Annotated in this window: 24 protein-coding genes, 1 tRNA gene and 1 pseudogene; 18 read left to right on the forward strand and 8 right to left on the reverse strand. The window is 68.0% G+C overall.

Annotated elements, in window-relative coordinates:
- The first annotated feature begins 39 nt into the window (after nt 1–39).
- Nucleotides 40–1,644: a helicase HerA-like domain-containing protein gene (locus tag ACEWX3_RS10275; protein WP_374159359.1), complete on the forward strand. Its 1,605-nt coding sequence runs from the start codon at nt 40–42 to the stop codon at nt 1,642–1,644.
- A gap of 70 nt (nt 1,645–1,714) precedes the next feature.
- On the opposite strand, the gene cmrA is transcribed toward ACEWX3_RS10275, so the two are convergent.
- Nucleotides 1,715–2,521 carry a mycolate reductase gene (cmrA, locus tag ACEWX3_RS10280; RefSeq protein WP_207069351.1) on the reverse strand — a complete coding sequence of 269 codons (807 nt, stop codon included), beginning with the start codon at nt 2,519–2,521 and terminating at the stop codon, nt 1,715–1,717.
- Nucleotides 2,522–2,546: 25 nt separating this feature from the next.
- Here cmrA and ACEWX3_RS10285 point away from each other — a divergent pair, with 25 nt between their 5' ends.
- The gene (locus tag ACEWX3_RS10285; protein ID WP_207069350.1) at nt 2,547–3,884 is read left to right on the forward strand and encodes an MFS transporter; all 1,338 of its coding nucleotides are present in this window, start codon (nt 2,547–2,549) and stop codon (nt 3,882–3,884) included.
- On the opposite strand, the gene ACEWX3_RS10290 is transcribed toward ACEWX3_RS10285, so the two are convergent.
- The gene (locus tag ACEWX3_RS10290) at nt 3,881–4,666 is read right to left on the reverse strand and encodes an MmpS family transport accessory protein (protein ID WP_322486692.1); all 786 of its coding nucleotides are present in this window, start codon (nt 4,664–4,666) and stop codon (nt 3,881–3,883) included. The two genes, ACEWX3_RS10285 and ACEWX3_RS10290, sit on opposite strands and share 4 nt — an antisense overlap.
- Nucleotides 4,667–4,801: 135 nt before the next feature.
- On the opposite strand from ACEWX3_RS10290, the gene ACEWX3_RS10295 reads away from it, so the two are divergent.
- From ACEWX3_RS10295 to ACEWX3_RS10305, 3 genes are all read left to right on the forward strand, one after another.
- Nucleotides 4,802–6,628, forward strand: a complete 1,827-nt coding sequence (locus ACEWX3_RS10295) for an alpha/beta hydrolase family protein (RefSeq protein WP_374159826.1) — start codon at nt 4,802–4,804, stop codon at nt 6,626–6,628.
- 82 nt (nt 6,629–6,710) lie between these two features.
- A complete protein-coding gene (locus tag ACEWX3_RS10300) occupies nt 6,711–6,914 on the forward strand; it encodes a hypothetical protein (RefSeq protein WP_207069345.1) in 204 nt (67 codons plus the stop codon).
- A gap of 35 nt (nt 6,915–6,949) precedes the next feature.
- On the forward strand, nt 6,950–7,105 hold the full coding sequence (locus ACEWX3_RS10305; protein ID WP_152517905.1) for a hypothetical protein: 156 nt from the start codon (nt 6,950–6,952) through the stop codon (nt 7,103–7,105).
- A 14-nt stretch (nt 7,106–7,119) separates the two neighbouring features.
- Here ACEWX3_RS10305 and ACEWX3_RS10310 read toward each other — a convergent pair whose 3' ends face one another.
- Nucleotides 7,120–7,728 (reverse strand): TetR/AcrR family transcriptional regulator, encoded by a 609-nt coding sequence (locus ACEWX3_RS10310; RefSeq protein ID WP_374159360.1) that lies wholly within the window; start codon nt 7,726–7,728, stop codon nt 7,120–7,122.
- Between the two features lie 99 nt (nt 7,729–7,827).
- Here ACEWX3_RS10310 and ACEWX3_RS10315 point away from each other — a divergent pair, with 99 nt between their 5' ends.
- Genes ACEWX3_RS10315 through ACEWX3_RS10335 form a run of 5 tightly spaced genes read left to right on the forward strand, consistent with a single transcriptional unit; the run spans nt 7,828 to nt 13,859 of the window.
- On the forward strand, nt 7,828–9,378 hold the full coding sequence (locus ACEWX3_RS10315; RefSeq protein WP_221360169.1) for a carboxyl transferase domain-containing protein: 1,551 nt from the start codon (nt 7,828–7,830) through the stop codon (nt 9,376–9,378).
- A gap of 19 nt (nt 9,379–9,397) precedes the next feature.
- Nucleotides 9,398–11,389 carry a biotin carboxylase N-terminal domain-containing protein gene (locus ACEWX3_RS10320; protein WP_374159361.1) on the forward strand — a complete coding sequence of 664 codons (1,992 nt, stop codon included), beginning with the start codon at nt 9,398–9,400 and terminating at the stop codon, nt 11,387–11,389.
- Between the two features lie 3 nt (nt 11,390–11,392).
- The gene (locus ACEWX3_RS10325; protein WP_221360165.1) at nt 11,393–12,553 is read left to right on the forward strand and encodes an acyl-CoA dehydrogenase family protein; all 1,161 of its coding nucleotides are present in this window, start codon (nt 11,393–11,395) and stop codon (nt 12,551–12,553) included.
- Entirely contained in the window at nt 12,550–13,050 is a 501-nt protein-coding gene (locus tag ACEWX3_RS10330) for a MaoC family dehydratase (protein WP_207069340.1), read from the forward strand. Before ACEWX3_RS10325 ends, ACEWX3_RS10330 begins: the two co-directional genes overlap by 4 nt.
- Nucleotides 13,047–13,859, forward strand: a complete 813-nt coding sequence (locus ACEWX3_RS10335; RefSeq protein WP_207069339.1) for a CoA ester lyase — start codon at nt 13,047–13,049, stop codon at nt 13,857–13,859. Before ACEWX3_RS10330 ends, ACEWX3_RS10335 begins: the two co-directional genes overlap by 4 nt.
- 1 nt (nt 13,860) lies before the next feature.
- Here the strand turns inward: ACEWX3_RS10335 and ACEWX3_RS10340 are convergent, their stop codons facing one another.
- Both ACEWX3_RS10340 and ACEWX3_RS10345 read right to left on the reverse strand, forming a co-directional pair.
- On the reverse strand, nt 13,861–14,613 hold the full coding sequence (locus ACEWX3_RS10340; protein WP_374159362.1) for an enoyl-CoA hydratase: 753 nt from the start codon (nt 14,611–14,613) through the stop codon (nt 13,861–13,863).
- Nucleotides 14,614–14,669: 56 nt separating this feature from the next.
- The gene (locus ACEWX3_RS10345) at nt 14,670–16,433 is read right to left on the reverse strand and encodes a BCCT family transporter (protein ID WP_374159827.1); all 1,764 of its coding nucleotides are present in this window, start codon (nt 16,431–16,433) and stop codon (nt 14,670–14,672) included.
- Nucleotides 16,434–16,686: 253 nt separating this feature from the next.
- Between ACEWX3_RS10345 and ACEWX3_RS10350 the strand changes: the two genes are divergently transcribed.
- Entirely contained in the window at nt 16,687–17,301 is a 615-nt protein-coding gene (locus ACEWX3_RS10350; protein ID WP_374159363.1) for a class I SAM-dependent methyltransferase, read from the forward strand.
- Nucleotides 17,302–17,344: 43 nt separating this feature from the next.
- Here ACEWX3_RS10350 and ACEWX3_RS10355 read toward each other — a convergent pair whose 3' ends face one another.
- The gene (locus tag ACEWX3_RS10355) at nt 17,345–17,581 is read right to left on the reverse strand and encodes a CsbD family protein (protein WP_163677238.1); all 237 of its coding nucleotides are present in this window, start codon (nt 17,579–17,581) and stop codon (nt 17,345–17,347) included.
- Between the two features lie 126 nt (nt 17,582–17,707).
- A complete protein-coding gene (locus tag ACEWX3_RS10360) occupies nt 17,708–18,067 on the reverse strand; it encodes an Rv2640c family ArsR-like transcriptional regulator (RefSeq protein WP_207069337.1) in 360 nt (119 codons plus the stop codon).
- A 98-nt stretch (nt 18,068–18,165) separates the two neighbouring features.
- Here ACEWX3_RS10360 and ACEWX3_RS10365 point away from each other — a divergent pair, with 98 nt between their 5' ends.
- The 4 genes and pseudogenes from ACEWX3_RS10365 to ACEWX3_RS10380 all read left to right on the forward strand — a co-directional run bounded on the left by ACEWX3_RS10365 (nt 18,166) and on the right by ACEWX3_RS10380 (nt 20,811).
- The gene (locus tag ACEWX3_RS10365) at nt 18,166–18,582 is read left to right on the forward strand and encodes an ArsI/CadI family heavy metal resistance metalloenzyme (protein WP_374159364.1); all 417 of its coding nucleotides are present in this window, start codon (nt 18,166–18,168) and stop codon (nt 18,580–18,582) included.
- Between the two features lie 75 nt (nt 18,583–18,657).
- Nucleotides 18,658–19,032, forward strand: a complete 375-nt coding sequence (locus tag ACEWX3_RS10370; RefSeq protein ID WP_374159365.1) for an ArsR/SmtB family transcription factor — start codon at nt 18,658–18,660, stop codon at nt 19,030–19,032.
- Nucleotides 19,029–20,184 (forward strand): annotated as a pseudogene (gene arsB / locus ACEWX3_RS10375) (ACR3 family arsenite efflux transporter); the annotation flags it as partial. The gene ACEWX3_RS10370 and the pseudogene arsB, both read left to right, overlap by 4 nt.
- Nucleotides 20,179–20,811, forward strand: coding sequence for an arsenate reductase ArsC (locus ACEWX3_RS10380; protein WP_374159828.1), 633 nt, complete (start codon nt 20,179–20,181; stop codon nt 20,809–20,811). The pseudogene arsB and the gene ACEWX3_RS10380, both read left to right, overlap by 6 nt.
- Before the next feature lie 43 nt (nt 20,812–20,854).
- Here the strand turns inward: ACEWX3_RS10380 and ACEWX3_RS10385 are convergent.
- Nucleotides 20,855–20,927 (reverse strand) — tRNA-Arg (locus tag ACEWX3_RS10385).
- Nucleotides 20,928–21,025: 98 nt separating this feature from the next.
- Between ACEWX3_RS10385 and ACEWX3_RS10390 the strand changes: the two genes are divergently transcribed.
- Genes ACEWX3_RS10390 through ACEWX3_RS10400 form a run of 3 tightly spaced genes read left to right on the forward strand, consistent with a single transcriptional unit; the run spans nt 21,026 to nt 26,501 of the window.
- Nucleotides 21,026–22,501, forward strand: coding sequence for a wax ester/triacylglycerol synthase family O-acyltransferase (locus ACEWX3_RS10390; protein WP_221360150.1), 1,476 nt, complete (start codon nt 21,026–21,028; stop codon nt 22,499–22,501).
- 29 nt (nt 22,502–22,530) lie between these two features.
- Nucleotides 22,531–24,156 (forward strand): HAD-IB family hydrolase, encoded by a 1,626-nt coding sequence (locus tag ACEWX3_RS10395; protein ID WP_374159829.1) that lies wholly within the window; start codon nt 22,531–22,533, stop codon nt 24,154–24,156.
- A complete protein-coding gene (locus tag ACEWX3_RS10400; protein WP_207067896.1) occupies nt 24,153–26,501 on the forward strand; it encodes a glycerol-3-phosphate 1-O-acyltransferase in 2,349 nt (782 codons plus the stop codon). The genes ACEWX3_RS10395 and ACEWX3_RS10400 overlap by 4 nt, the downstream gene beginning before the upstream one ends.
- The last annotated feature ends 9 nt before the right edge of the window (nt 26,502–26,510 follow it).

The raw sequence follows: 26,510 nt of genomic DNA on the forward strand, positions 1-26,510 counted from the left end.
ACCCTCCGAAGTGCGTGCCCCGCCCAGTAGTGTTCCAGCATGAGCACGGAGTCGACGGCGACGGCTGCTCAGCAGATCGCCGCAGGTTATGCCGCCGACGGGGCGGCGCTGGAACTGGGCACGGTGGTCGTCGACGGCGTGTGTGATCCCACCGCCCGGGTGCGCATCCCCTTGGCCACGCTGAACCGCCACGGTCTCGTTGCCGGGGCCACGGGTACCGGCAAGACGAAGTCGCTGCAGGTCATCGCCGAGCAGTTGTCGGCGGCCGGTGTGCCGGTGGTGATGGCCGACGTGAAGGGTGACCTGTCCGGCCTGTCGCGCCCCGGTGCGCCCGGTGACAAGATCTCTGCGCGGGCCGCCGACACCGGCGACAGCTGGATGCCGCAAGCGTTTCCCGTGGAGTTCCTGTCATTGGGGACAGCGGGGGTCGGGGTGCCGGTGCGCGCCACGATCACCAGTTTCGGTCCGATCCTGTTGTCGAAGGTGCTGGGACTGAACCAGACTCAGGAATCGACGCTCGGGCTGATCTTCCACTGGGCCGACAAACAGGGCCTGCCGCTGCTGGACCTCAAGGATCTGCGCTCGGTGATCGGGTACCTGATCAGTGAGGACGGCAAGCCGCAGCTCAAGGCGCTGGGCGCGGTGTCCACGACGACCGCCGGGGTGATCCTTCGCGCCTTGGTGAACCTGGAAGCCGAGGGAGCCGACACGTTCTTCGGCGAACCGGAGCTCGAACCGGGTGATCTGATGCGCGTCGACCCGTCCGGGCAGGGCGTGATCACGCTGCTCGAACTCGGTGCCCAGGCCGCCCGTCCGGTGCTGTTCTCCACGTTCCTGATGTGGGTGCTCGCCGATCTGTTCACCACGCTGCCCGAGGTGGGTGACCTCGACAAACCCAAGCTGGTGTTCGTCTTCGACGAGGCGCACCTTCTCTTCTCCGACGCCTCCAAAGCCTTCCTGGCGCAGGTCGAGCAGACCGTCAAGCTGATCCGGTCCAAAGGTGTGGGGGTGTTCTTCTGCACCCAGCTGCCCACCGACGTCCCCAAAGACGTGTTGAGTCAGCTCGGTGCCCGCATCCAGCATGCGCTGCGCGCGTTCACCCCCGACGACCAGAAGTCGCTGACCAGAACGGTCCGTACGTATCCGAAGACCGACGTCTACGACCTGGAGTCGGTGTTGACCTCGCTGGGCATCGGTGAGGCGGTGGTGACGGTGCTCTCCGAGACGGGGGTGCCCACGCCGGTGGCGTGGACCCGGATGCGCGCGCCGCGTTCGTCGATGGACGCGATCGGGCCCGACGCCATCGGCAGCGCCGCCGCGGTCAGCGCCCTGCAGGCGCGGTACGGCGTGACGGTCGACCGGGAGTCGGCGTACGAACAGCTCGCTGCCCGGCTGGCACCGCCCGAAGCGGAGCCACCGGCCGCCGAGCTACCACCGGTACCGCCGGTCACCGAGCTACCACCGATGTGGGAGCTGCCCGGCATCCCGCCGATGCCCGACCCCGTTCAGCCGGCCGAGCCTGGGTTGCTGGACAAGGTCATGGACAGCCCGGCGTTCAAAAGCGCGATGCGTTCGGCGGGGACGGTCATCGGGCGAGAGATCACTCGCAGCATCCTCGGCACCGGGCGCCGGCGCCGCCGCTGAAGGTTCCCCGCCGCGGAAATCCAACCCCGCCGAGCGCGACCCGCCGTTGAATCCGCGCCGCCGTTGAGGCTCAGCTCCCGCCGAGTTTCTTGTAGACGGCACCGACGATGGGCGCGACAACCGACCGGGGCGCGTACCCGCTGGCCGCCGACATCGCCTTGGACGTCAGGCCGGGTACGACGCGCATCTTGTTGCGCTCCAACCCATCCAGCGACACCTTGGCGGTGTACACGGTGTCGATCCACAGGAAGTCGGGGATCAACCGTTCCACGAGCGACTGTTCGCCGGGGTCGGGCAGCTCGGTGCGGACGGGACCCGGTGCCAGCACGGTGACGTGGACGCCGACGGGTTTCAATTCGCCCCGCAGCGATTCACTGAAGGTGTTGGCGAAAGCCTTGGTCGCGGCGTAGGTCGCGTTGTTCGGGATGGGCGAGTTACCGGCCGCCGAGCCGCTGATGAGGATTCCGCCGGCACGCCGCTCCACCATGCCGGGCAGCACCGCCAGCACGAGGTCGTGCACGCCGAGCACGTTGAGCTGCACCTGCTTCCGCTCCTCGGCCGGATCCAGCGTGGCGACAGGGCCGAAGGTCGCCGTGCCCGCGTTCGCGCACAGGATGGAGATCTCGCGGGCGGCCAGCTCGTCGCACAGTTCGCCCCGGGCGGTCGGGTCGGCCAGATCGACCGCGCGCACCTCGACGGTCACGCCGTACTGCTCGCGTAACCGCTCGGCCAACGCCTCCAGGACCTCGCCGCGGCGGGCGGTGATGATCAGGTGGTGACCGCGCGCGGCGAGTTCGACGGCCAGCGCCTCACCGATGTTCTGCGACGCTCCGGTGACGACCGCGCGGGCATTGGCGCTGGGGGCAGGTACTGGCATGGGCCGGACTATATCGTGGGCACCCATGAGCCAGCCGTCGCCTCCGACCGAGGCGTCAGCCGCCGCAGCACCTCGATCGCGCGTCCTGGCCTGGGCGTTGTGGGACTTCGGTGCCACCGCGGTCAACGCGATCGTCATCACGTTCGTGTTCTCGGTGTATCTGACGAGCACCGTCGGCGAAGGCCTGCCCGGACCGACCAGTCCGGCCAGCTGGCTCGGCCGCGCTCTGGCGGCGGCGGGACTTCTGGTCGCCGTGCTGGCGCCCCTGACCGGGGTGTGGGTCGACGCACCCGCGCGACGCCGTCGGGCGCTGGCCGCGCTCACGGGTCTGGTGGTCCTGCTGACGGCGTCGATGGCGCTGATCCGAGACGACGTGCGGTTCCTGTGGCCCGGCCTGATCCTGCTCGCCTGCACCGCCGCCTGCAGCGAACTCGCCACGGTGCCCTACAACGCGATGCTGCGTCAGCTCTCGACCCCGCGCAACGCCGGCGCGGTTTCCGGATTCGGTTTGGCGCTAGGGTATTTCGGCAGCGTGCTGGCGCTGCTGGTGGTCTATGTCGGGTTCATCTACGGCAGCGGGGAAACGCGCGGTCTGCTCGACCTGCCCGCCGCCGACGGACAGAACATACGCGCCGCGATGCTGCTGGTCGCCGCGTGGTTCGGGTTGTTCGCGCTGCCTCTGCTGGTCTCGGTTCCCGCGCCGGTGACGCGCGAACCGGCAGAACGGATCGGGCTGCTGGCCGCCTACCGCCGACTCGGTCGTGCGCTGCGGGACGAATGGCGCCGCGACCGCAACGTCGTCTACTACCTGGGGGCCAGCGCGGTGTTCCGTGACGGCCTGGCCGGGGTGTTCACCTTCGGCGCGGTGCTCGGTGTCACCGTGTACGGCGTCTCGCAGGCTGACGTGCTGCTGTTCGGGGTGGCGGCCTCGGTGGTCGCTGCCGTCGGGGCGGTGCTGGGCGGGCGCGCCGACGATTGGTTCGGCTCGAAGCGGGTCATCGTGACGTCGCTGAGCGCGATGATCGCGGTGGGAACGGCGCTGCTGGTGCTCTCGGGGCCCGCCGCTTTCTGGGCCTGCGGGTTGATGCTGTGCCTGTTCATCGGCCCGGTTCTGTCCTCGGCACGCACCCTGATGCTGCGCCTGACGGAGCCCGGCAACGAGGGCGTCGCGTTCGGGCTCTACACCACCGCCGGGCGGGCCGCGACGTTCCTCGCTCCGTGGTTGTTCTCGCTGTTCATCGACATCTTCGACGCCGACCGCGCCGGTATGGGCGGGCTGATCGTGGTGTTGGCGCTGGGCTTGCTGGCCATGCTCGGCGTGCGCGCACCCCATCGCCGGGCGACCGGCCGGTCCATCGGTTAACGCGTCGCCGCGCAGATCGTCAGCCCGGCTCCGGTGCGCTGTTCGACCTGGGTGCCGTTCACGGTGATCGAGCAGTTCACCTCGCGGCCGACGTTGATGATGCTGATGCTGGCCGAATCTTCCCCGGGCTGCGGCAGCGTCACCTCCCGGCTCCAGGGCAGCATCACGTTGAACTCGGTCTGCAGCAGGCCGCCGGTGTCGACGTAGGTGATGTTGATCGCGCGGCCGCTACCCGAGACGTTGTAGACGACGGTGTCGGTCGCGCCCGGCGTGGTCGTGGTGGGCGGTGTCGGCGACGGCCTCGTCGACGGCGTGGGCAGCGGCAGGACCGGACGTGGCGGGGTGCGCGACGTCGTGGTCGGGGTGCGCTCGGTGGGGGGCGCGAAGCTCGGCTCGGGCTGCGAGGGCAGCGGCGCCACCATTGTCTCCTGCTGGGAGCTGTTGACGATCACCAATGCGATGACCAGGCCGATCACCGTCACCACCGCGACACCGGCGACAACCCAGAGCCACCGCGGTGACTTGGGACCGTCGGGTTCGGGGGGCTCGCCGCCCTGGCCGGGAGGGTAGGAGGGTGGGTACTGGCCGCCGCCGGCGTACGGGTCGTACCCGTAGGGCGGATATCCGGGCAGCGGCCGGGTCGGGGCGGGTGGTTGATAGGGCGGCCCGTAGGGCATCTGGCTGGCATACGCCGGGTCGGCCTGGCCGGGGTAGCCGTTGCCGAACGCCTGTGTCGGCTCGTCCCGGTTGCCCCATTGCCCGCGGTTCGGTGAATCCGTCATGCCCACCTCATGGCTGCAGGGTACCTGTGCAGCTGCACAGTCTGCTTCGTCGCGGGCTCGTACCGCGCCGGGCGGGACGAGAGTGCACAATCAACCATCGTGGGTGAACAGGTTCGTCGGATATATGGCGCGTCGATGTCGCCGGATGCGACCGCATTCGCCCATCTGGTCGACGACGGCGGATACCCGCGCGCGGTGCAGCGGTTCCTGCGGGGCTGGCGGGCCAGCTCGTCGCGTGACGTGGAGTTGCCCGTCGAAGGGCCCGTCACCCGGGTGATGCACTCGGCCGACGGCCACTGGCTGGCGTGCCAGGTGGCGCCCGAGGGCGGAACCCGTAGCCAGATCTGGGTGGTGACAACCGATCCCGACGACCGCGACGCGCGCCGGATCGACTTCTGGCCGTCCGGGGTGGAGGGCACCGCCGAACTGATCGGCTGGGACGGCACCCAGGTGGCGGCGATTCTCACCGGCGAGGACGGGGTCGGCAGCTCGTGTCTGATCGATCCGTCCGGCCAGTCGTCGATCGTGCTGGACCGCCGCACCGGCGGTCGGCTGGTGGATGCGTGGGCGGGTGCGGCGTTGGTGCGGGTGGGTCCGCGTGGCTATCGGGATCTGATCATGCTGCGCGGACTCACCGAGACGGCTCTGCTTCCGTACGACCCGGGGTCGACCACCGACACCGGGATCATCCTCGACGACCACAGCCCGCGGCGGCTGCGCTCGGGCGTGGAGGGTGAGGTTCTCGAGCTCTACCACCCGGCCAAGGACTACGGGCTCAACAGCACCGAGGGCTACGTGCGTGCGATCATCCGCAGCGAGAACGGCGCCCAGCACGCCCGGCTGCTCGAGGTGACGGTGACCGCCGACGGGGTGGCCTATCAGGTGTTGGCCGAGCGGCCGGGATACGAACTCGACGAATTCACCGTCAGCGACGATCTGTCGACGGTGGCGATGTTGTGGAACATTCACGGCGCCAGCGAGTTACAAGTTCTCGAGTTCGGCGACAACACGCTCTACGACCCGATCCCGCTGCCCGGTATGGTCGCCAGCGAACTGAGCATCAGTGCGGGTGGCTCGATGCTGGCGCTCACGGTCGAGGGTCCGGGCAAACCTCCGACCGTCGAACTGGTCGATCCGCGTACCGGCGAATGGGAGATGGTGGACCGGGTGCCCAGCACCGGTCCGCTCTCGGCGGAGCCCACGCTGGAAACCGTCACCGCCCGCGACGGAATGCGTTTCACCGGATGGTTGTTCCGGCCGCCGGAGGGGACGCCGACGATCGGAGCGATGCTGTTCCTGCACGGGGGTCCCGAGGGGCAGGGCAGGCCCGGCTACAACGAATTCTTCCCCGGCCTCGTCGACGCAGGCATCTGTGTGTTCCTGCCCAACGTCCGTGGCTCGGGCGGATTCGGACGGGCGTTCATGCACGCCGACGACCGCGAGCGACGCTTCGCCGCAATCGACGATGTCGCCGACGCGGTGCATTATCTGGTGGGCAACGGATTCGCGCCGCAGGGCTGCGTGGCGTGCTGCGGGTGGTCCTACGGCGGTTACCTGACGCAGGCGGCGTTGGCGTTTCACCCGGACACGTTCGCGGCGGGCATCAGCATCTGCGGGATGAGCGATCTGAACAGCTGGTACCGCACCACCGAGCCGTGGATCGCCGCGGCGGCCTACCCGAAGTACGGCCACCCCGTCAGCGACCAGGATCTTCTGGAACGGTTGTCACCGCTGCCGCGGGCGCAGGCGCTGACGGCTCCGCTGTTGTTGGTGCACGGGCTCAACGACACCAATGTGCCGCCATCGGAGTCGTTTCAGATGCACGACGCCCTGACCGCGCTGGGCCGCAAGACCGACCTGTTGCTGTTCGACGACGACGGCCACGAGATCGACAAACGTGAGAACCGTGCCGTACTGCTCAAGGCGATGACCGCCTGGCTCACCGAGGCTTTCGGCCACTGACCGTCGATAGGTTTACCGGAATTGTCAGGCGGGTAAAGCTTTGCTGCGCGTCACGGTGGCGCGTGGACGGAGGAGACAGGGCATGCGAGGAGCTCTCGGGGTCATTGTGCTCGTCTGGTTACTGATCGGCGTGTTCGCGGCGTATCAGCGTGACTACTTCAGTGGGGGCGAAGCCAATTGCGCCACCGCGGGCAGTATCGCCTTGACCGTGGTCGCCGGTCCGCTGAACTACGCGGGAGTCAACCCCGAAGTCACGGAATGCAACATCCCGGAACCCAGTCAGTGAGACGCTGACTGGACACTGGAAGAAAGGCAGCGGACATGATCGTGCTCGGTGCGATCCTGCTTATCCTGGGTCTGGTTTTCGGAATTTCGATCCTGACCTACATCGGTGTGGTGTTGCTGGTCATCGGCGCCGTGTTCTGGATCCTCGGATCCATCGGACGCCCGGTGGGCGGCCGCAAGGCGTGGTATTAGCGCACACCACACAGTCATTCGGCCGGGGTCAGCGCGGCGACCGTCATCGCTCTCAAGACGGTTCGCGAGCTGGCCTCGGCCGCTTTGGTGAGTCCGGGCTTCATGCTGTGTGCCGTCGAGTTCAACAGCCCGAACGTCGCGTGCGCCATCACCCGGGCTTGCGCCTCCGTCACCGTCGGGTTGCGGCGGCGCAGTATCGCCACCCAGATCTCGACGTACTGACGCTGCGCGCGGCGCACCTGACGTTTGGCTGGGTTCGGGAGGTTTCCCAGGTCGCGGTCCTGGATCCGGATCAGATCTGACTCGCCGAGCGCGAAGTCGAGGTGAAAATCGATCAGTGCGGCCAGCGCGGACTCGGCGTCGGTCGCGGCCCCGGCAACAGCCGAGGCGCCGGCCAGCAGCCGGGTGCTGATCCCGACCAGCAGCTCGGTCAGCAGTGCTTCTTTGTTCGGGAAGTGCCGGTAGATCGCCGGTCCGCTCACCCCGGCTGCCGCGCCGATGTCCTCCAGGCGCACGGCCAGATAGCCGTTCTCGGCGATCAGCCTCTCGGCCGCGGCGATCAACTGGCTGCGGCGATCGGATTTCGCGCGGCTGCGCCGCGAGGCGGCGTCGGTAGCGGTCATGACGCGAACCTCCGGCGCGACGATGGTGGACAAAGCGAGTTAATCATGATTAACATACCACCGGTTAGTGGTCATTAACTCGAGTTGAGGCGGGCATCGATGGCGGCGCGGACATCCCACCGTGAGGACCATCTCGCGCTGGTCGAGCAGTTGCGCACCAAACTGACCACCGCTGCTCTGGGCGGGCCGCAGCGGGCTCGCGACCGCCACGTCGGCAGGGGCAAGCTGCTACCACGAGACCGGGTCGACGGTCTGCTCGATTCGGGCAGCCCGTTCCTCGAACTCGCTGCCCTGGCCGCCGACGGGATGTACGACGACGAATGCCCTGGCGCGGGCATGATCGCCGGCATCGGCCGGGTGGCGGGCCGGGAATGCATGATCGTGGCCAACGATGCGACGGTCAAGGGTGGCACCTACTATCCCGTCACGGTCAAGAAACACCTGCGCGCACAGGAGATCGCGCTGCAGAACCGGTTGCCCTGCGTGTATCTCGTCGACTCCGGGGGAGCGTTCCTGCCCCGCCAGGACGAGGTGTTCCCGGACCGCGAGCACTTCGGGCGGATCTTCTACAACCAGGCCACGATGAGTGCGCAGGGGATCGCGCAGATCGCTGCGGTGTTGGGCTCGTGCACCGCGGGCGGCGCCTATGTGCCGGCCATGAGCGACGAAGCCGTCATCGTTCGCGACCAGGGCACCATCTTCCTGGGCGGGCCGCCGCTGGTGAAAGCGGCCACCGGTGAGGTCGTCACCGCCGAGGAACTCGGGGGTGGTGACCTGCATTCGAAGGTCTCCGGCGTCACCGACCACCTCGCCCACGACGATCGTGATGCGCTGCGCATCGTGCGCCGCATCGTCGGCACGCTGGCGCCGCCGGCCGCCCCGCCCTGGGAGGTGCTGCCGATGGGTGAGCCGGTGGCCGACCAGCGCGAACTGTACGACGTGGTTCCGGTCGACTCGCGCGTGCCCTACGACGTGCACGAGGTGATCACCCGCATCGTCGACGGCGGCGAGTTCGACGAGTTCAAGGCCGATTACGGGACCACGCTGGTCACCGGCTTCGCCCGCATCCACGGGCACCCGGTCGGCATCGTCGCCAACAACGGCGTGTTGTTCGGCGAGTCCGCGGTCAAGGGTGCACATTTCATCGAGCTGTGTGACAAGCGTCTGGTGCCGCTGCTGTTCCTGCAGAACATCTCCGGGTTCATGGTGGGCCGTGACTACGAGGCAGGGGGCATCGCCAAGCACGGCGCCAAGATGGTCACCGCGGTTGCGTGCGCCCGGGTGCCCAAGCTGACCGTCGTGATCGGCGGCTCCTACGGCGCCGGAAACTACTCGATGTGCGGGCGGGCGTACTCCCCACGGTTCCTGTGGATGTGGCCGAACGCGCGGATCTCGGTGATGGGTGGGGAGCAGGCCGCATCGGTACTGGCCACCGTGCGCGGTGACATGACCGCGGAAGAAGAAGAGGCCTTCAAGGCGCCCATCCGCGCCCAGTACGAACACCAGGGCAACCCCTACTATTCGACAGCCCGGTTGTGGGACGACGGCGTGATCGACCCGGCCGACACCAGAATGGTTGTCGGACTAGCACTTTCAGTCGTCGGCCAGGCTCCCGTGGAGCCGGTGTCCTACGGCGTGTTCAGGATGTGACGCGCAGATGAAACAGGCCATGAATTCTTCGCCGACCTTCGACACGGTCCTGGTCGCCAACCGCGGCGAGATCGCGGTGCGCGTCATCCGCACGTTGCAGGCCATGGGAATTCGTTCGGTCGCGGTGTTCAGCGACGCCGACGCCGACGCACGTCATGTTCGCGAGGCCGACGTGGCCGTCCGGCTCGGCCCCGCCCCCGCCCGGCAGAGTTACCTGAATATCGATGCACTCCTGGATGCGGTGGAGCGCACCGGTGCTCAGGCCGTGCATCCCGGCTACGGCTTCCTCTCGGAGAATGCGTCGTTCGCCGCCGCGCTGCGCGATCGGGGGGTGGTCTTCATCGGTCCGCCGGTGCGGGCGATCGAAACGATGGGTGACAAAATCGCCGCGAAGGCAGCGGTCTCGGCGTTCGGGGTGCCCGTCGTCCCCGGGGTGTCCCGCCCCGGCCTGACCGACGAGGATCTGATCACCGGTGCCGCTGAGGTCGGTTACCCGGTGCTGGTCAAACCGTCGGCGGGCGGCGGCGGAAAGGGAATGCGCGTCGTGCACGACGCCGCGGAGCTGCCCGCCGCTCTCGCGTCGGCCCGTCGCGAGGCCGCGTCGGCGTTCGGTGACGAGACGTTGTTCATCGAGCGGTTCGTGCTGAACCCGCGACACATCGAGGTGCAGGTACTCGCCGATGGCCACGGCAACGTGGTGCATCTCGGCGAACGGGAATGCAGTCTGCAACGTCGCCATCAGAAGGTGATCGAGGAGGCGCCCTCACCGCTGCTGGACGCGGCGACCCGGGCACGTATCGGCGCGGCCGCCTGCGACACCGCGCGCAGCGTCGACTACGCCGGGGCGGGCACCGTCGAGTTCATCGTCTCCGCCGACCGGCCCGACGAGTTCTTCTTCATGGAGATGAACACCCGCCTGCAGGTCGAGCACCCGGTGACCGAGCTGGTCACCGGGCTGGACCTGGTCGAGATGCAGGTGCGCGTGGCAGCGGGGGAGACGCTGCCCTTTGCGCAGGATGACATCGCGTTGACCGGGCACGCGATCGAGGCCCGGGTGTACGCCGAGGACCCGGCGCAGGGATTCCTGCCCACCGGGGGAACGGTGCTGGCCGTGTGCGACGCCCGCGGGCCTGGTGTCCGGGTCGACTCGGGCCTGGCCGCCGGCGCGGTGATCGGCAGCGACTACGACCCGATGCTGGCCAAGGTGATCGCGCACGCCGGCGACCGGCCGCAGGCGTTGCGAGCGCTGGACACCGCGCTGGCCGACACCGCGGTCCTCGGACTGACCACCAACATCGAGTTCCTGCGGTTCCTGCTCGCCGACCCCGACGTCGTCGCGGGCCACCTCGACACCGGGTTGCTGGACCGTCGGTCCCCGGATTTCGTGGCCATGCCGGCCCGCGACGACGAGATGATCGCGGCTGCGGCCTGCCGGTGGCTGCGGTCCTGGCCGGCCCGCCCGACCAGCGCGTGGGAGATCCCGTCGGGCTGGCGCATCGGCGGACCGGTGTCGACGCCGTTCCGGCTGCGGGCCGGGGAGCGCACCGATCATGTCGGGCTGACCGGCAGCCCGCAGGACGCGACCGCGACGGTCGAGGGCGGTCGGCCGCGGTCACTGACGGTGTCGTCGGACGGTGACCGGCTCGCCGTCACCCTCGACGGCCTGCGCACCGAGTATCTGGTGGCGGTCGAGGGCAGCCAGGTGTGGCTGGCCGGTGGCGGGCGCACGACGATGGTCGAGGAGGTGCGTGAGGCACCGGTGCGTCCCGACGACGCCCACAGCGGTGACGCCGAACTGACCAGCCCCATGCCCGGGTCGGTCGTCGCCGTCGCCGTGACCGACGGCGCCGCGGTCACCGCGGGCACGGTGGTGGTCACCGTGGAAGCGATGAAGATGGAACACACACTGACCGCCCCGGTCGACGGCGCGGTGGAGCTGCTCGTCGCCGCGGGCGAGCAGGTGAAGGTGGGCCAGGTCCTGGCCCGGATAACAGCAACCGAGGAGCCCTAGATCATGACTGAATTCCTGGCGACCGGAACGCTTCCCGATCACTATCAGCAGCTGGCCAAGACCGTGCGTGACTTCGCGCAGACCGTCGTGGCGCCGGTGGCGGCCAAGCACGACGAAGAGCACTCGTTCCCCTACGAGGTGGTCGACGGGATGGCCGACATGGGGTTGTTCGGGCTCCCGTTCCCCGAGGAGTACGGCGGCATGGGGGGTGACTACTTCGCGCTGTGCCTGGCCTTGGAAGAGCTCGGCAAAGTGGACCAGAGCGTCGCGATCACCCTGGAAGCCGGCGTCTCGCTCGGCGCGATGCCGGTGTACCGCTTCGGCACCGACGAGCAGAAGCAGCAGTGGCTGCCGCTGCTGGCCTCGGGCAAGGCGCTGGGTGCGTTCGGGTTGACCGAGGCCGGCGGAGGCAGCGATGCCGGTGCGACGAAGACCACCGCGAAGATGGATGGGTCAACTTGGGTGATTAATGGCTCCAAGCAGTTCATCACCAACTCCGGCACCGACATCACCAAGCTCGTCACCGTCACCGCGGTCACCGGCGAGCGGGACGGCAAGAAGGAGATCTCCTCGATCCTGGTGCCGGTGCCCACACCGGGCTTCACCGCCGAACCGGCCTACAACAAGGTCGGCTGGAACGCCTCGGACACCCACCCGCTCAGCTTCGACGACGTCCGCGTGCCGGAGGAGAACCTGCTCGGTGAGCGTGGTCGCGGCTACGCCAACTTCCTGCGGATCCTCGACGAAGGCCGCATCGCGATCGCCGCACTGTCGGTGGGCGCCGCCCAGGGTTGTGTCGACGAGAGCGTCAGGTACGCCAAAGAACGCGAGGCGTTCGGCCGGCCGATCGGGGCCAACCAGGCCATCGCCTTCAAGATCGCGCGGATGGAGACCCGGGCGCATGTCGCGCGGGCCGCGTACTACGACGCAGCCGCGTTGATGTTGTCGGGCAAGCCGTTCAAGAAGCAGGCCGCGATCGCGAAGCTGGTGGCCAGCGAGGCCGCCATGGACAACGCGCGCGACGCCACCCAGATCTTCGGCGGCTACGGCTTCATGAACGAGTACGCCGTCGCGCGCCACTACCGCGACAGCAAGATCCTCGAGATCGGCGAGGGCACCACCGAGGTGCAGCTGATGCTGATCGGCCGGGAGCTCGGACTGTGACCGACGGATCCGGAAAGAGGGTCGTCACCCAGCGCGGGCTGTGGTTCGAGGAGTTCGAAACCGGTGTGCTGTACCAACATCGACCCGGCCGCACGATCACCGAGGCCGACAACGTCCTGTTCACCACGCTGACGATGAACACCCAGGCGCTGCACCTCGACGCCGCATTCGCCGATGCGCTGCCACCGTTTCACCAGCGGCTGGTCAATTCGATGTTCACGCTGTCGACGTTGGTGGGTCTGTCGGTGGCGCAGCTCACCCAGGGCACCATCGTCGGCAATCTGGGCTTCGGCGAGGTGGCCTTCCCCAAGCCGCTCTTTCACGGGGACACGCTGTACGCCGAAACCGAGGTCACCGACAAACGCGAATCCAAGAGCCGCCCCGGCGAGGGGATCGTGACGTTCGCACACACCGGCCGCAACCAGCACGGTGACATCGTGGCCACGGCGTCGCGCAAGACCATGGTGCGCAAACGCCCGCAGGAGGACAACCGATGACCGTGGTAGCCGGGCCGGGGTGGTTGTTCTGCCCGGCGGATCGGCCGGAGCGCTTCGAGAAGGCTGCTGCCGCAGCCGATGTCGTGATCCTCGACCTGGAGGACGGGGTGGCCGCCAAGGACCGCCCCGCCGCCCGTCAGGCCCTGGTGGACAGCGCGCTGGACCCGGCCCGCACCGTCGTGCGGGTCAACCCGAGCGACACTGCGGATCATCAGCGCGATCTGGAGGCGCTGGCGAGCACCGCGTACACCACCGTGATGCTCGCCAAGACCGAGACGCCCGAACAGATCAGCGCGCTGTCCCCCCGCGACGTCGTGGTCCTCATCGAGACGCCCATGGCGGCGCTGCGCATCGTCGAGCTGGCCCGCGTCGACAACGCCTACGCGCTGATGTGGGGCGCCGAGGACCTCTTCGCGGTACTCGGCGGCACCGCCAACCGCTACCCGGACGGCTCCTACCGCGAGGTCGCGCGGCACGTACGGTCGCAGACGTTGCTGGCCGCCAAGGCCTATGGACGGCTGGCCCTGGACTCGGTGTTCCTCGACATCAAGAACCTCGACGGTCTGCGCGCCGAGGCCGACGACGCGGTGGCGGTCGGGTTCGACGCGAAGGTGGCCATCCATCCCAGCCAGGTGGAGGTCGTCCGCACCGCCTACACCCCGACCGCGGAACAGGTCGACTGGGCGCGCCGCGTCCTGGACACGGCGCACCGGGAACGAGGCGTGTTCGCTTTCGAAGGCACGATGGTGGACGCCCCGGTGCTCAGGCGAGCGGAGCGCATCGTGCAGCTGGCGCCGTTGCTCGACTGAATCAGCGCCGTTTGGCGGCCGCCAGACGGTCGGCGAAGGCGGGGGACAGGATCGACGTCGCCTGCGGCCCGAGTTCGGTATCCACCGCGATGCGGTGTTGATCGCTGTCGACCACGCCGGGGTTGGCGGTCGCACGCATCGACGCCTTGGTCGCAAGGACCACCTCGCGGGGTGCACCGGCCGGGCCGGCCGCGAGCTCACGCGCCGCGGCGACCGGGTCGTCGGCCATCTCGAGCGCCAGGCCGTGCCGCACCGCAGCGTCGGCGTCGAAGCGCATCCCGAACAGCAGCGAGGCTCGCGCCACCTGGGGCCCCACCGCCCGGTGCAGCATCCACGTCGCCCCGCCGCCGGGATGGATGCCGAGCTTCTGGAACCGCGGGTCGAACAGGGCCGCAGGACCGGCGATGCGGACATCGGCGGCCAACGCCAGGTTCAGGCCCGCACCGACCGCGGCGCCGTTGACGGCGGCGATCGTCGGCAGTGCGCAGTTCGCCACCGCGAGGAACCCGTCGTAGATCGCCATCAGACCGTCCTCGGTGGCCTCGCCCAGCGCGCTGAGGTCGGCACCGGCACAGAACGCCTTACCGGCGCCGGTGACGATCAGTGCGTGCACGCCGGGGTCGGCCTCGGCCGCGTCGACCGCCGCGCGCAGCGCCGCGGAGATCTCCGCGGTGACCGCGTTGCGTCGCTCCGGGTCGTTGACGGTCAGCGTGGCGACGCGGTCCTCGACGTGGACCAGTACCGGATCGGTCATCCGCTCAGCCTACGGACCACCGTCTCGGCCACCTCGCGAGGTGCCGCCGGTGTTGTTCAGCTCTGCGAGCGTTGCTCGACGCTGTCGTCCTCGAAGTCGCCTTCGCTGTCGGCCAGCGGGTCGACCGGTTCCTCGACGGTGACCTCGCCCGTCTTCTCGTGGACCGTGACGGTGTCGACGTCGATGCGGTGCACCGCCACCAGACCCGCCAGCGTGGCGGACACGTCGTGGCGCCCGTGTTCGCCGTTGGCCCCGTGGCCACCGTTGGTCCCGTTGCCACCGCTGACCGTGGACAGTTCGCCGGGTGCGGACACCTTGAGGAACTGCGGTGTGGTGGCCAGGTCGTAGCGGAACGCGCGCAGCATCGCCGCGCATGCGGCGACCATCACCAACGAGAACGGTGCGGCCGTCGCTATCGAGGCGGTCTGCAGCGCGGTCAGCGAGCCCGCCCCGCCGATGACGAGCAGGACCGCCGCGGCCAGGCCCTCGAGCAGGCACCAGTACACGCGGCTGGCCTTCGGCGGATCCAATTCGCCACCCGCCGAGAGGATGTCGACGACCAGCGACCCCGAGTCCGAGGACGTGACGAAGAAGAACACGATCACGAAGATCGCGATCACACTGGTGATGATGCCCAGCGGTAGACCGTCGAGCAGCCGGAACAGCGAGGTGTTCGTGTCCACCGCGCCGTCGACGAGCATGTTGCCCTCGTTCTGCTGGCGGAAGATCGCGGCGTCACCGAAGATCGTGAACCACAGCGACCCGATGATGGTCGGGACCACCAGCACGCCGCCGACGAACTGGCGGATCGTGCGGCCTCGGGAGATACGGGCGATGAACATCCCGACGAAGGGCGCCCAGCTGATCCACCAGCCCCAGTAGAAGATGGTCCAGCTGCCCAGCCATTCACCGTCGGTGAACGGCCCGGTGCGCAACATCAGCTGTGGCAACGACATCACGTAGTTGCCCATGTTCTGCACCCAGGCCTGTAACAGGAACAGGGTCGGTCCCAGCAGCAGGACGAACAGCGTCAGCCCCGCGGCCATGCCCATGTTGATGTTCGACAACCATTTGATGCCGCGGCTGACACCGAGCACGACCGACGCGGTCGCGACGAGCGTGATCGCGGCGATCATGCCGACGGTCCACCAGTTGTTCGATTCGATCCAGCCCAGGTACTCCAGCCCCGCGGAGATCTGGGTGATGCCGAAGCCCAGCGAGGTGGCCACGCCGAACAGGGTGCCGACGATCGCGACGACGTCGACGGTGTTGCCGATCCACCCCTCGACCCGGTCGCGGCCGATCAACGGCTCGAGCAGCCACCGCACCGACAGCGGGCGGCCGCGACGGTAGGTCATGTAGGCCATGCCCAGGCCCACCACGACGTAGATGCCCCAGGCGTGCAGCCCCCAGTGGAACAGCGTCAACGACAGCGCCTGGTTGGCGGCGTCGGGCGTGGACCCTTCGACACCCAGCCCCGGCGGGGGGTTGATGTAGTGGGTCAGCGGCTCGGCCACGCCGTAGAACACCAGGCCGATGCCCATGCCGGCGCTGAACAGCATCGCCAGCCACGCCCAGAACGGGAATTCGGGCTTCTCGACGTCGCGGCCCAGCCTGATCGTGCCGATCCGGGAGAACCCGCAGTACAGCGCGAAAATGACGAATCCGGTGACGGCCAGGATGTACCACCAACCAATTCCGCTGCTGATCGCGGAGTTCAGATTGGTGAAGGCGTTCTCCGCGGTCGACGAGAAGATGACCGAGAAGATGATGAGGGCGAAGATCACGATCGACGCCGGGATGAAGACCGGGGGCTTCATCGCTCGCCAGGCCGCCTTCAGCGCCCCGGGACTGTCAGTGGTGTCGCCGGGTGGGCTCGTCGTCGCCACGATTGCCTCCTCTTGCCATCGTCATCTCGTTACGCGCGCCAGTCATCACTGGTTCATCCCCTGGAGGGTCGTCAGAGGGTGACCCTACTCGCTTTGCTTGCTGGTAGCGACGCTGGTCCGGGCCGCGGAGTGCTCGGGCATGCGTGCGAGCGGCCGCGAGGGGGGCGAGAGATGATGGGAGCCGATGACGAATCCGATGGCAGATTTCGACCGGCTCGTGCAGTCCTGGCAGGACATTCCCGGCTGGTTCAACTGGCGCGACGGACAGGAGGAGGCGGCTGCGCACTTCGGCGACGGCGACCGCTTCGTCGAGGTGGGCTGTTACCTCGGGCGCAGTATTTGCTCGTTGGCCGATGTGGTCGCCGGCTGCGGTCTGAAGGTCGACATCGTCGGGGTGGACACCGCGCTGGGCAGTGGACCGGAGGGGAGGCGCAGCACGAATGCGCACGGCCACGCCGTGCAGCACGGCGGCGGGACGATGGCCGGCCTGCTGCACCGCAACGTGCTCGCGTGCGGGTTCGCCGACCAGGTGCAGTTGATCATCAGCGATTCGGTGCGCGCGTCACGCTTGTTCACCGACGAATCGGTGGCGTGGGTCCATCTGGACGCGCGCCACGACTATGTGAGCGTCTGCGAGGACATCGACGCCTGGCGGCCGAAGGTGCGGCGCGGGGGATGGCTGACCGGCGACGACTACGACCAGTGGCAGTGGCCCGGCGTGGTTCGGGCGGTCGGCGACCGCCTCACGGGGGCGATGCCGTGGTGCACCAGCCAGTGGCGCTGGGTCAAACCGGCCTGACCGACGCCAAACGAGGCCCGGCCGCTTGGGCCGGGCCCCTGGGCTATTGGTTGGACTCCTGACGCTTCTCGGCGGCTTTGGCGCCACCGCGGGCGGATTCGGCTTCGGCTTCTTTCTGCGCGGCGTCGCGCTGGGCGTCCGCCTTGTCCTGTTGGGCCTTGCCCTCTTCGGTGAGGTCGTCGCGGCCGGTCACTGAACCTGCCGCTTCCTTGGCCTTGCCTTTGACCTCTTCGACGGTCCCTTTGATGCCTTCTTCGGCTCCGCTGTTCTGGTCAGCCATGTGTCCTCCTGGATCGGGCTGGTCGGTCATCCGCCGGCGCCGTGCGTGTTCGGCGGGGCGGTGTCGGGTGGGTTCCCGACGGATTGGCCGCGAAACAACGGATTTCGAGCAACTGATGTGGAGGGCTCAGGTGCAGCACTCGGGATCGAGGACGGCGCACAGAGCCTGCAGAGCGTGCGGGTGGGCCCGGTGATGGACGTGCATGCCGCGCCGCTCGGAGATCACCAGCCCGGCCTTGCGCAACTGGGTCAGGTGGTGGCTGACAGTGGCATCGCTGAGACCGACCGCGGCCGCCAGATCGCTGCTGGTCTGTTCCCCGGCCGACGAGCTGAACAGCAGCGACATGAGCTTGACGCGAACGGGATCGGCCAGGGCTTTCAGCCGCAGCGCCACCTCGAGGGCGTCGTCGTCGCTCATCGGGCCCGCCGCCACCGGGGCGCAACACACCGGCGCGGAGATGTCGATCGTCGGCAGCGCTTTGGGCACCAAGCCAGCATGCCACCGATATTGACATATATCAAAAAGGTGGCAAAGTGGGGCGCGTCAATAGTTCGATATATGTCGAAACAGATGGAGGTTCACCCATGTCCCGTGTTCAACTCGCGCTCAATGTCGACGATCTCGACGAGGCGATCGCGTTCTACGCCAAGCTGTTCAACACCGGGCCTGCCAAGGTGAAGCCGGGTTACGCGAACTTCGCGATCGCGCAGCCGCCGCTGAAGCTGGTCCTTCTGGAGACCCCGGGCCAGGGGGGCACCCTCAACCACCTCGGTATCGAGGTGGAGTCGAGTGAGCAGGTGCACTCCGAGATCGCCAGGCTGAGTGGTGAGGGCCTGTTCACCGACGAGGAGATCGGAACGACCTGCTGCTTCGCCACGCAGGACAAGGTCTGGGTGACCGGGCCGGCGGGGGAGCGGTGGGAGGTCTACACCGTGTTGGAGGATGCGGAGACCTTCGGTTCCAGCCCACAGGGCGCGTCGGAACAGCCGTCCTGCTGCTGACGGTCACTGAGCGTTGGCGGCCGGGTCACGCAATGTTCATTTGTCCGCTGATTCGATATCTGTCAATATTGATGCATGTCGAATCAGCGGGCCGATGCCGTCTGTTGTCCTACCCCACCCCTGCTGCGCGAGCCGTTGTCGGCGCCCGCCGCAGCGGACATGGCGACGAAGTTCAAGGCCTTGGCCGACCCGGTACGGCTGCAGCTGTTCAGCGCGGTGGCCAGCCATGCAGGCGGCGAAGCCTGTGTCTGTGACATCTCGGCGGGCGTCGATGTCGGGCAACCGACGGTGTCACACCACCTGAAGGTGTTGCGCGAAGCCGGTCTGCTCACTTCCGAGCGCCGCGGCACGTGGGTGTACTACGCGGTTGTTCCCGCGGTACTGCACGCGTTGTCCTCGCTACTCGGTGCGCCTCACGGCGCCGAGGCGTTCGTGGCGGCAGACGCATGAGCGAGGTTCGAAAGCCAAGCGTGGATGAGCCGCCGGTGGTCGGCAGACTTTCGTCGCTCGACCGGTTCCTGCCGGTGTGGATCGGCATCGCGATGGTCGCCGGCCTGCTGCTGGGCCGGTGGATACCCGGGCTGAACGAAGCGCTGGAATCCGTTGCGGTCGATGGGATCTCGCTGCCGATCGCCCTCGGACTGTTGATCATGATGTATCCGGTGCTGGCCAAGGTGCGTTACGACCGCCTCGACACCGTCACCGGCGACCGCAAACTGCTCGTCAGCTCGCTGGTGTTGAACTGGCTGCTGGGTCCGGCACTGATGTTCGCGCTGGCCTGGCTGATGCTGCCCGACCTGCCCGAGTACCGCACCGGTCTGATCATCGTCGGGCTGGCCCGTTGCATCGCGATGGTCATCATCTGGAACGACCTCGCCTGCGGCGACCGGGAAGCCGCGGCGGTGCTGGTCGCGCTGAACTCGGTCTTCCAGGTCTTCATGTTTGCGGTGCTGGGGTGGTTCTACCTGTCGGTGCTGCCGGGATGGCTGGGCTGGGAACAGGCCACCATCGACACCTCGCCCTGGCAGATCGCCAAGTCGGTGCTGATCTTCCTCGGTATCCCGCTGTTGGCCGGGTACCTGTCGCGCCGCCTCGGCGAAAAGGCCAAGGGGCGGCAATGGTACGAGCAGAGTTTCCTGCCCAAGGTGGGGCCGTGGGCGCTCTACGGGCTGCTGTTCACCATCGTCATTCTCTTTGCGCTGCAGGGCGAACAGATCACCAGCCGCCCGTGGGATGTCGCCCGCATCGCGCTGCCCCTGCTGGCCTACTTCGCCATCATGTGGGGTGGCGGCTATCTGACGGGTGCGGTGCTTCGGCTGGGTTATCAGCGCACCACCACGCTGGCGTTCACCGCGGCAGGCAACAACTTCGAGCTGGCCATTGCCGTGGCGATCGCCACCTACGGCGCCACGTCGGGTCAGGCACTGGCCGGTGTCGTCGGCCCGCTGATCGAGGTGCCGGTTCTGGTGGCACTGGTGTATGTCTCCCTCGCGCTGCGGCGCTTCTTTCCTGCCCCCGGTCCTGTGCAGTCCTCTCCGCCTACCGAAGGAATCCGAAATGACCGATAGTCCCGTCACCGCCCGACCCCGTCATGACCTGTCGATCGACCAGAAGTTGGCGCTGAAGACAGCGGCCACCCGACTCCAGGCAGAGTTCGACGGCACGTTCGGCACCGAGACCATCGAACGGTTCCTGCATTCGTCCTACGACCAGTTCGCCGGACGAGCGACGGTTCCGAACTTCCTGCCGTTGCTGGCCGAACGGTTCGCCCGCCAGCGCCTGCACGCGCTGGGGCGCGTCGAAGGGAAGATCAGCGACGGCAAGCCCACCGTGCTGTTCCTGTGCACGCACAACGCCGGCCGCTCGCAGATGGCGATGGGCTTTTTCACCCACCTCGCCGGCGACCGCGCGGTGGCGTGGTCGGGCGGCTCGGAGCCGGGCCACGAGATCAATCCCGCCGCGATCGCCGCGATGGCCGAGGTGGGCATCGACATCACCGGCGAGTTCCCCAAGCCGTGGACCGACGAGATCGTCCAAGCCGCCGACGTCGTCATCACGATGGGCTGCGGCGACGCCTGCCCGATCTTCCCCGGCAAGCGCTACGTCAACTGGGAGCTGCCTGACCCGGCCGGCCAAGCCGTCGACGCGGTCCGGCCCATCCGCGACGACATCGAAGAGCGCGTCCGGCGTCTGCTCGACGAGCTGCACGTCGCCCCGGCGGCCCGGTAGCCAAGCGCGGCAACGGCATCGACCGATGCCGAACCGCCGGCGGCGCCCCCGGCAGGGATCGAACCTGCGACCGACCGCTTAGAAGGCGGTTGCTCTGTCCGCTGAGCTACGGGGGCAGCGCGGAAGAGTCTATCCCGTCGTTCCGCCGGCGCCGCCACGCTGACGCGGACAAAACGCGCCTCGCGGTCCGAACCGGCCGACTAGCGTGGTCGCCATGAGCAACGCGCCGGAACTGGATGCGGCCGGACTGCCGGAGGAACTCAGCCCGCTCGACCAGATCCTGCACCGCGGCGAAGCCAACCCGCGCACCCGCTCGGGCATCCTGACCGTGGAACTGCTCGACACCACCCCGGACTGGGAGCTGTTCCGCACCCGGTTCGAGAACGCCTCCCGCAAGGTGTTGCGGCTGCGCCAGAAGGTGGTGACGCCGACGCTCCCGACCGCGGCGCCGCGCTGGGTCGTCGACCCGGACTTCAACCTGGATTTCCACCTGCGCCGGGTGCGGGTGCCCGAGCCGGGCACGTTCCGCCAGGTGATGGACCTCGCCGAGGTCGCCGCTCAGTCGCCGCTGGACATCTCCCGACCACTGTGGACGGCCACCCTGATCGAGGGTGTGCAGAACGGTCAGGCCGCGCTGATGGTCCACCTCAGCCACGCAGTCACCGACGGCGTCGGGGGCGTCGAGATGTTCGCCCACCTCTACGACCTCGAGCGCGATCCGCCGCCGCAGGACACCCCGCCGCTGCCCATCCCGACCGACCTGTCGCCCAACGAACTGATGCGTCGCGGCCTCAACCGTCTGCCCGGCACCGTCGTCGGCGGGATGCGCGACGCGGTGTTCGGCGCTGCGCAGGCCGTCGGTCACGTGGTGCGCGACCCGGTCAGCCGACTGGGCAGCGTCATCGACTACGCCATGTCCGGGGCGCGGGTGATCGGCCCGGTGGCCGACCCGTCACCGCTGCTGCGACGCCGCAGCCTGTCCTCGCGCAGCGACGCCATCGACATCGAGTTCGGGGACCTGCACCGCGCCGCCAAGGCGGCGGGCGGCTCCATCAACGACGCCTACCTCGCCGGTGTCTGCGGCGCTCTGCGGCTCTACCACCTGGCCAAAGGAGTGCCGATCGACACGCTGCCGATGGCGGTACCGGTCAACCTGCGCTCCGAAGCCGACCCCGCCGGCGGTAACCGCTTCGTCGGTGTCAACCTCGCCGCCCCGATCGGTCTGACCGACCCCGAGGCCCGTATCAAGAACATTCGGATGCAGATGACGCGCAAGCGCGACGAGCGGGCGCTCGACATGGTGGGTGCCGTCGCGCCGCTGATCAGTCTGCTGCCCGACACCGTCCTGGAATCGATGGCCGGGTCCATCGTCAACTCCGACGTCCAGGCCAGCAATGTGCCGGTCTACGCCGGCGACACGTTCATCGCCGGGGCGCAGGTGCTGCGCCAGTACGGTCTGGGGCCGCTGCCCGGGGTGGCGATGATGGTGGTGCTGGTGTCGCGGTCGGGGTACTGCACGATCACCGCCCGCTACGACCGGGCCTCGATCGCCGACCCGGACCTGTTCGCGCAGTGTCTGCTCGGCGGTTTCGACGAAGTACTTTCACTCGGCGGCGCCGGCCAGGCGGTGCCGGCGACCTTCACCGAGAACACGCAGGTGTTCTCCTACAACGGAAGTGGCCAGCAGTGACATCTGAGCTGACACCCGGCAACCGGCAGATGCGTCTGCCCGGATCCGTCGCCGAGGTCCAGGCATCTCCACAAGGCCCGCAGGTGGGTGCCTTCTTCGACCTCGACGGCACTCTCGTGGCCGGGTTCACCGGTGTGGTGATGACCCAGGATCGCTTCCGGCGTCGGCAGATGTCGGTCGGCGAGTTCATCGGCATGGTGCAGGCGGGGCTCAATCACCAACTGGGCCGGTCGGAGTTCGAGGATCTCATCGGCAAGGGTGCGCGGATGTTGCGCGGCAACTCCGTCGCCGACGTCGACGAGCTCGCCGAACGCCTGTTCGTGCAGAAGATCGTCAGCCGGATCTATCCGGAGATGCGCGAGATCGTGCGGGCCCACATGGCCCGCGGGCACACCGTCGTCCTCAGTTCCTCGGCGCTGACCGTGCAGGTCGAGCCCGTCGCGCGGTTCCTGGGCATCAACAACGTGCTCAGCAACAAATTCGAGACCGACGAGAACGGCCTGATCACCGGCGAGGTCGCCGAGCCCATCATCTGGGGGCCTGGAAAGGCCAGGGCGGTACAGCGATTCGCCAAGGACAACGGAATCGACCTGTCCAAGAGCTACTTCTACGCCGACGGCGACGAAGACGTGGCCCTGATGTATCTGGTCGGCAATCCGCGCCCCACCAACCCGGCCGGCAAGATGGCCGCGGTCGCCGAGAAGCGGGGATGGCCGGTGCTGCGGTTCAGCAGCCGCAGCGGCGCCAGCCCGGTTTCCCAGGTGCGCACCGTCGCCGGCATCGCGAGCATGGTGCCCGTCGCTGCGGGGGCACTGGGCGTGGGCCTGCTGACCCGCAACAAGCGCACCGGGGTGAACTTCTTCACGTCCGTCTTCGGCCGCACCCTGCTCACCACCATCGGGATCAACCTGAACGTGCTGGGCAAGGAGAACCTCACGGCGAAACGCCCTGCGGTGTTCATCTTCAACCACCGCAATCAGGCCGACCCGCTCATAGCAGGCAGCCTGGTCAACGACAACTTCACCTCGGTGGGCAAGAAAGAACTTGAAGGTGATCCGATCGTCGGCACCATCGGCAAGATCCTCGACGCGGCCTTCATCGACCGCGACGATCCCCAGAAGGCGGTCGAGGGGCTCAGGAAAGTCGAAGATCTCGCCCGCAAGGGGTTGTCCATCCTCATCGCGCCGGAGGGGACCCGTCTCGACACGACCGAGGTCGGTCCGTTCAAGAAGGGGCCCTTCCGCATCGCGATGTCGGCGGGAATCCCGATCGTGCCGATCGTGATCCGCAACGCCGAAGTGATCGCCGCGCGCGACTCCAGCACATTCAACCCTGGCACCGTCGATGTGATTGTCTACCCGCCCATTCCGGTGGATGACTGGACCCACGACAACCTCAACGAGCGCATCGCCGAGGTGCGTCAGCTCTACCTCGACACGCTCAAGGACTGGCCGCACGAGGAGTTGCCGGTGCCGGAGGTGTACCGGCGCTCCGCTGAGAAGAAACCCGCCGGGAAGGCTGCGAAGAAAACGCCGGCCAAGAAGACGGCGGCGAAGAAGACGGCGGCGAAGAAGACGGCTGACAACGCGAGCGCCAGCAAGGTGCCCGCCAAGAAGGCACCCGCCAAGCGGACCGGGACCAGGGGACGGCCATGAAGATCCGTGCCGACGACATCACCGCTTTCTCCGCAGTCGACGACACCCTGGTGTTGGCATCGGTGTCGTCACCGGCCGAGGAGGGGCTGCTCGCCGACTGGCTACGTCACCAACGCCAGCAGCATCCCGACTCGAAGATCGAGGTGCTGAAACTGCCCGCCGACGACGACCCGCCCCCCGCGGTGCTGGCTCAGCTCGTGCAACTGCTCGAGGCCGACGACGACCGTTCGGTCGTGCCGGTGCGGGTCTTCTGGGTGCCCGGCGGTCTGCCCACCCGTTCGAAAGTGGTGGCAGTGCTGTCGGGCCGTGACACCTACTGCCCACCGAAACTGCTGCAGCACAGCATTCTCAAGCGTGACCCGTCCCGCGCGCGGGTGGTGGCAGGTGAGCCCGCCAAAGTCTCCGAACTGCGCCAGCAGTGGAGCGACACGACCGTCGCCGAGAACGAGCGCGAGTTCGCCCGGTTCGTGATCCGGCGCGCCATCCTGGCGATCGAACGGGTGGAGCTGCGACTGCTGGGCCCGGAGTACAAGTCGCCGCGGCTGATCAAGCCCGAGGTGCTCGCGTCCACGCGGTTCCGCGAAGGGCTCGACAAGATTCCCGACGCCACCGTCGAGAAGGCCGGCGAGATGCTCGACGAGCTGGGCACCGGATGGAGCAGGTTCTCCGTCGACCTCATCCCTGCGCTGGGCCGGGCCATCTTCAGCCGCGGGTTCGACCCCAACATCGACTACGACCGCTCCGAGGTCGAGTCGATGCGCGACGCCCTGGAGTCCCATCCGGCGGTACTGCTGTTCTCTCACCGCTCCTATCTCGACGGCGCCATCGTCCCGGTGGCCATGCAGGAGAACCGGTTACCACCGGTGCACACCTTTGCGGGCATCAACCTGTCGTTCGGTTTCATGGGCCCGCTGATGCGGCGCTCCGGCGTGATCTTCCTGCGCCGCAAACTCGACGACCCGCTCTACAAGTACGTGCTGCGCCAATTCGTCGGCTACATCGTCGAGAAGCGGTTCAACCTGTCCTGGGCGATCGAGGGCACCCGGTCGCGCACCGGAAAGATGTTGCCGCCCAAGCTCGGTCTGCTCGCCTACGTCGCCGACGCCTACCTGGACGGCCGAAGCGACGACATCCTGCTGCAGCCGGTGTCGATCAGCTTCGACCAGCTGCACGAGACCGCCGAATACGCCTCGTATGCGCGCGGCGGCGAGAAGACCCCGGAAGGGTTGTCCTGGTTGGTCAACTACATCAAGGCGCAGGGGGAGCGCAACTACGGCAAGATCTACGTCCGTTTCCCCGAAGCGGTCTCCATGCGGGAGTACCTGGGGGAACCGCACGGCCCGATGACGCAGGACGACGCGGCCAAACGTCTGGCGATGCAGAAGATGGCGTTCGAGGTGGCATGGCGCATCCTGCAGGTCACCCCGATCAACGCGACCGCGTTGGTCTCAGCACTGCTGCTGTCGACCCGGGGGGTCGCGCTGACCCTCGATCAGTTGCACCACACGCTGCAGGACTCCCTCGATTACCTGGAACGCAAACAGGCGCCGATGACCAACAGTGCGCTGCGGCTGCGGACCCAGGAGGGGGTGCGGACGGCGGTCGACGCGTTGTCGAACGGACACCCGGTCACCCGTATCGACGGTGGTCGCGAGCCGGTGTGGTTCATCGCGCCGCAGAACGAACTCGAGGCGGCGTTCTACCGCAACTCGTTGATCGACGCCTTCCTGGAGACCTCACTGGTCGAGCTGGCGCTGGCGCACGCGGCCCGCGCGGAAAGCCATGGCCTGGAAGCATTCTGGGACCAGGTGATGCGGCTGCGCACTCTGCTGAAGTTCGACTTCTACTTCGCCGACTCCGCGGGATTCCGCGAACATGTGGCCGAAGAGATGTCCTGGCAGCCCAACTGGGAAGAGGACGTGACCGCCGGTGGAGACCGCATCGACGCGGTCCTGCGCGCCAAGCGGCCGGCCATCGCAGGCCCGCTGCTGCGACCGTTCTTCGAGGCGTACTGGATCGTGGCCGACGTCCTGGTGGACGCCCCGGCCGACATCTCGGAGAAGGAGCTGACCGCCCAGGCGCTCGCGGTGGGGCAGCAGTACGTCGCGCAGAACGTCGTGCGCTCGGCAGAGTCGGCGTCGGCACTGCTGTTCACCACGGCCTGGCAGGTCGCCGGCGACCAGAATCTGCTGGTGCCGGCCGCCGACCTGGTGGACCGGCGCAAAGCCTTCCGCGACGAGTTGCGGGCGATCCTCAGTGACATGGACCGGGTGGACGCATCGGCGCGGGCGCAGTTCTTCGCCCGGGAGCGCAGCCGGCGCGAACTGCGGGCCGGCGCGGTGTGAGCCGACCCG

This window comes from Mycobacterium sp. G7A2, assembly GCF_041902445.1.
Taxonomy (GTDB): domain Bacteria; phylum Actinomycetota; class Actinomycetes; order Mycobacteriales; family Mycobacteriaceae; genus Mycobacterium.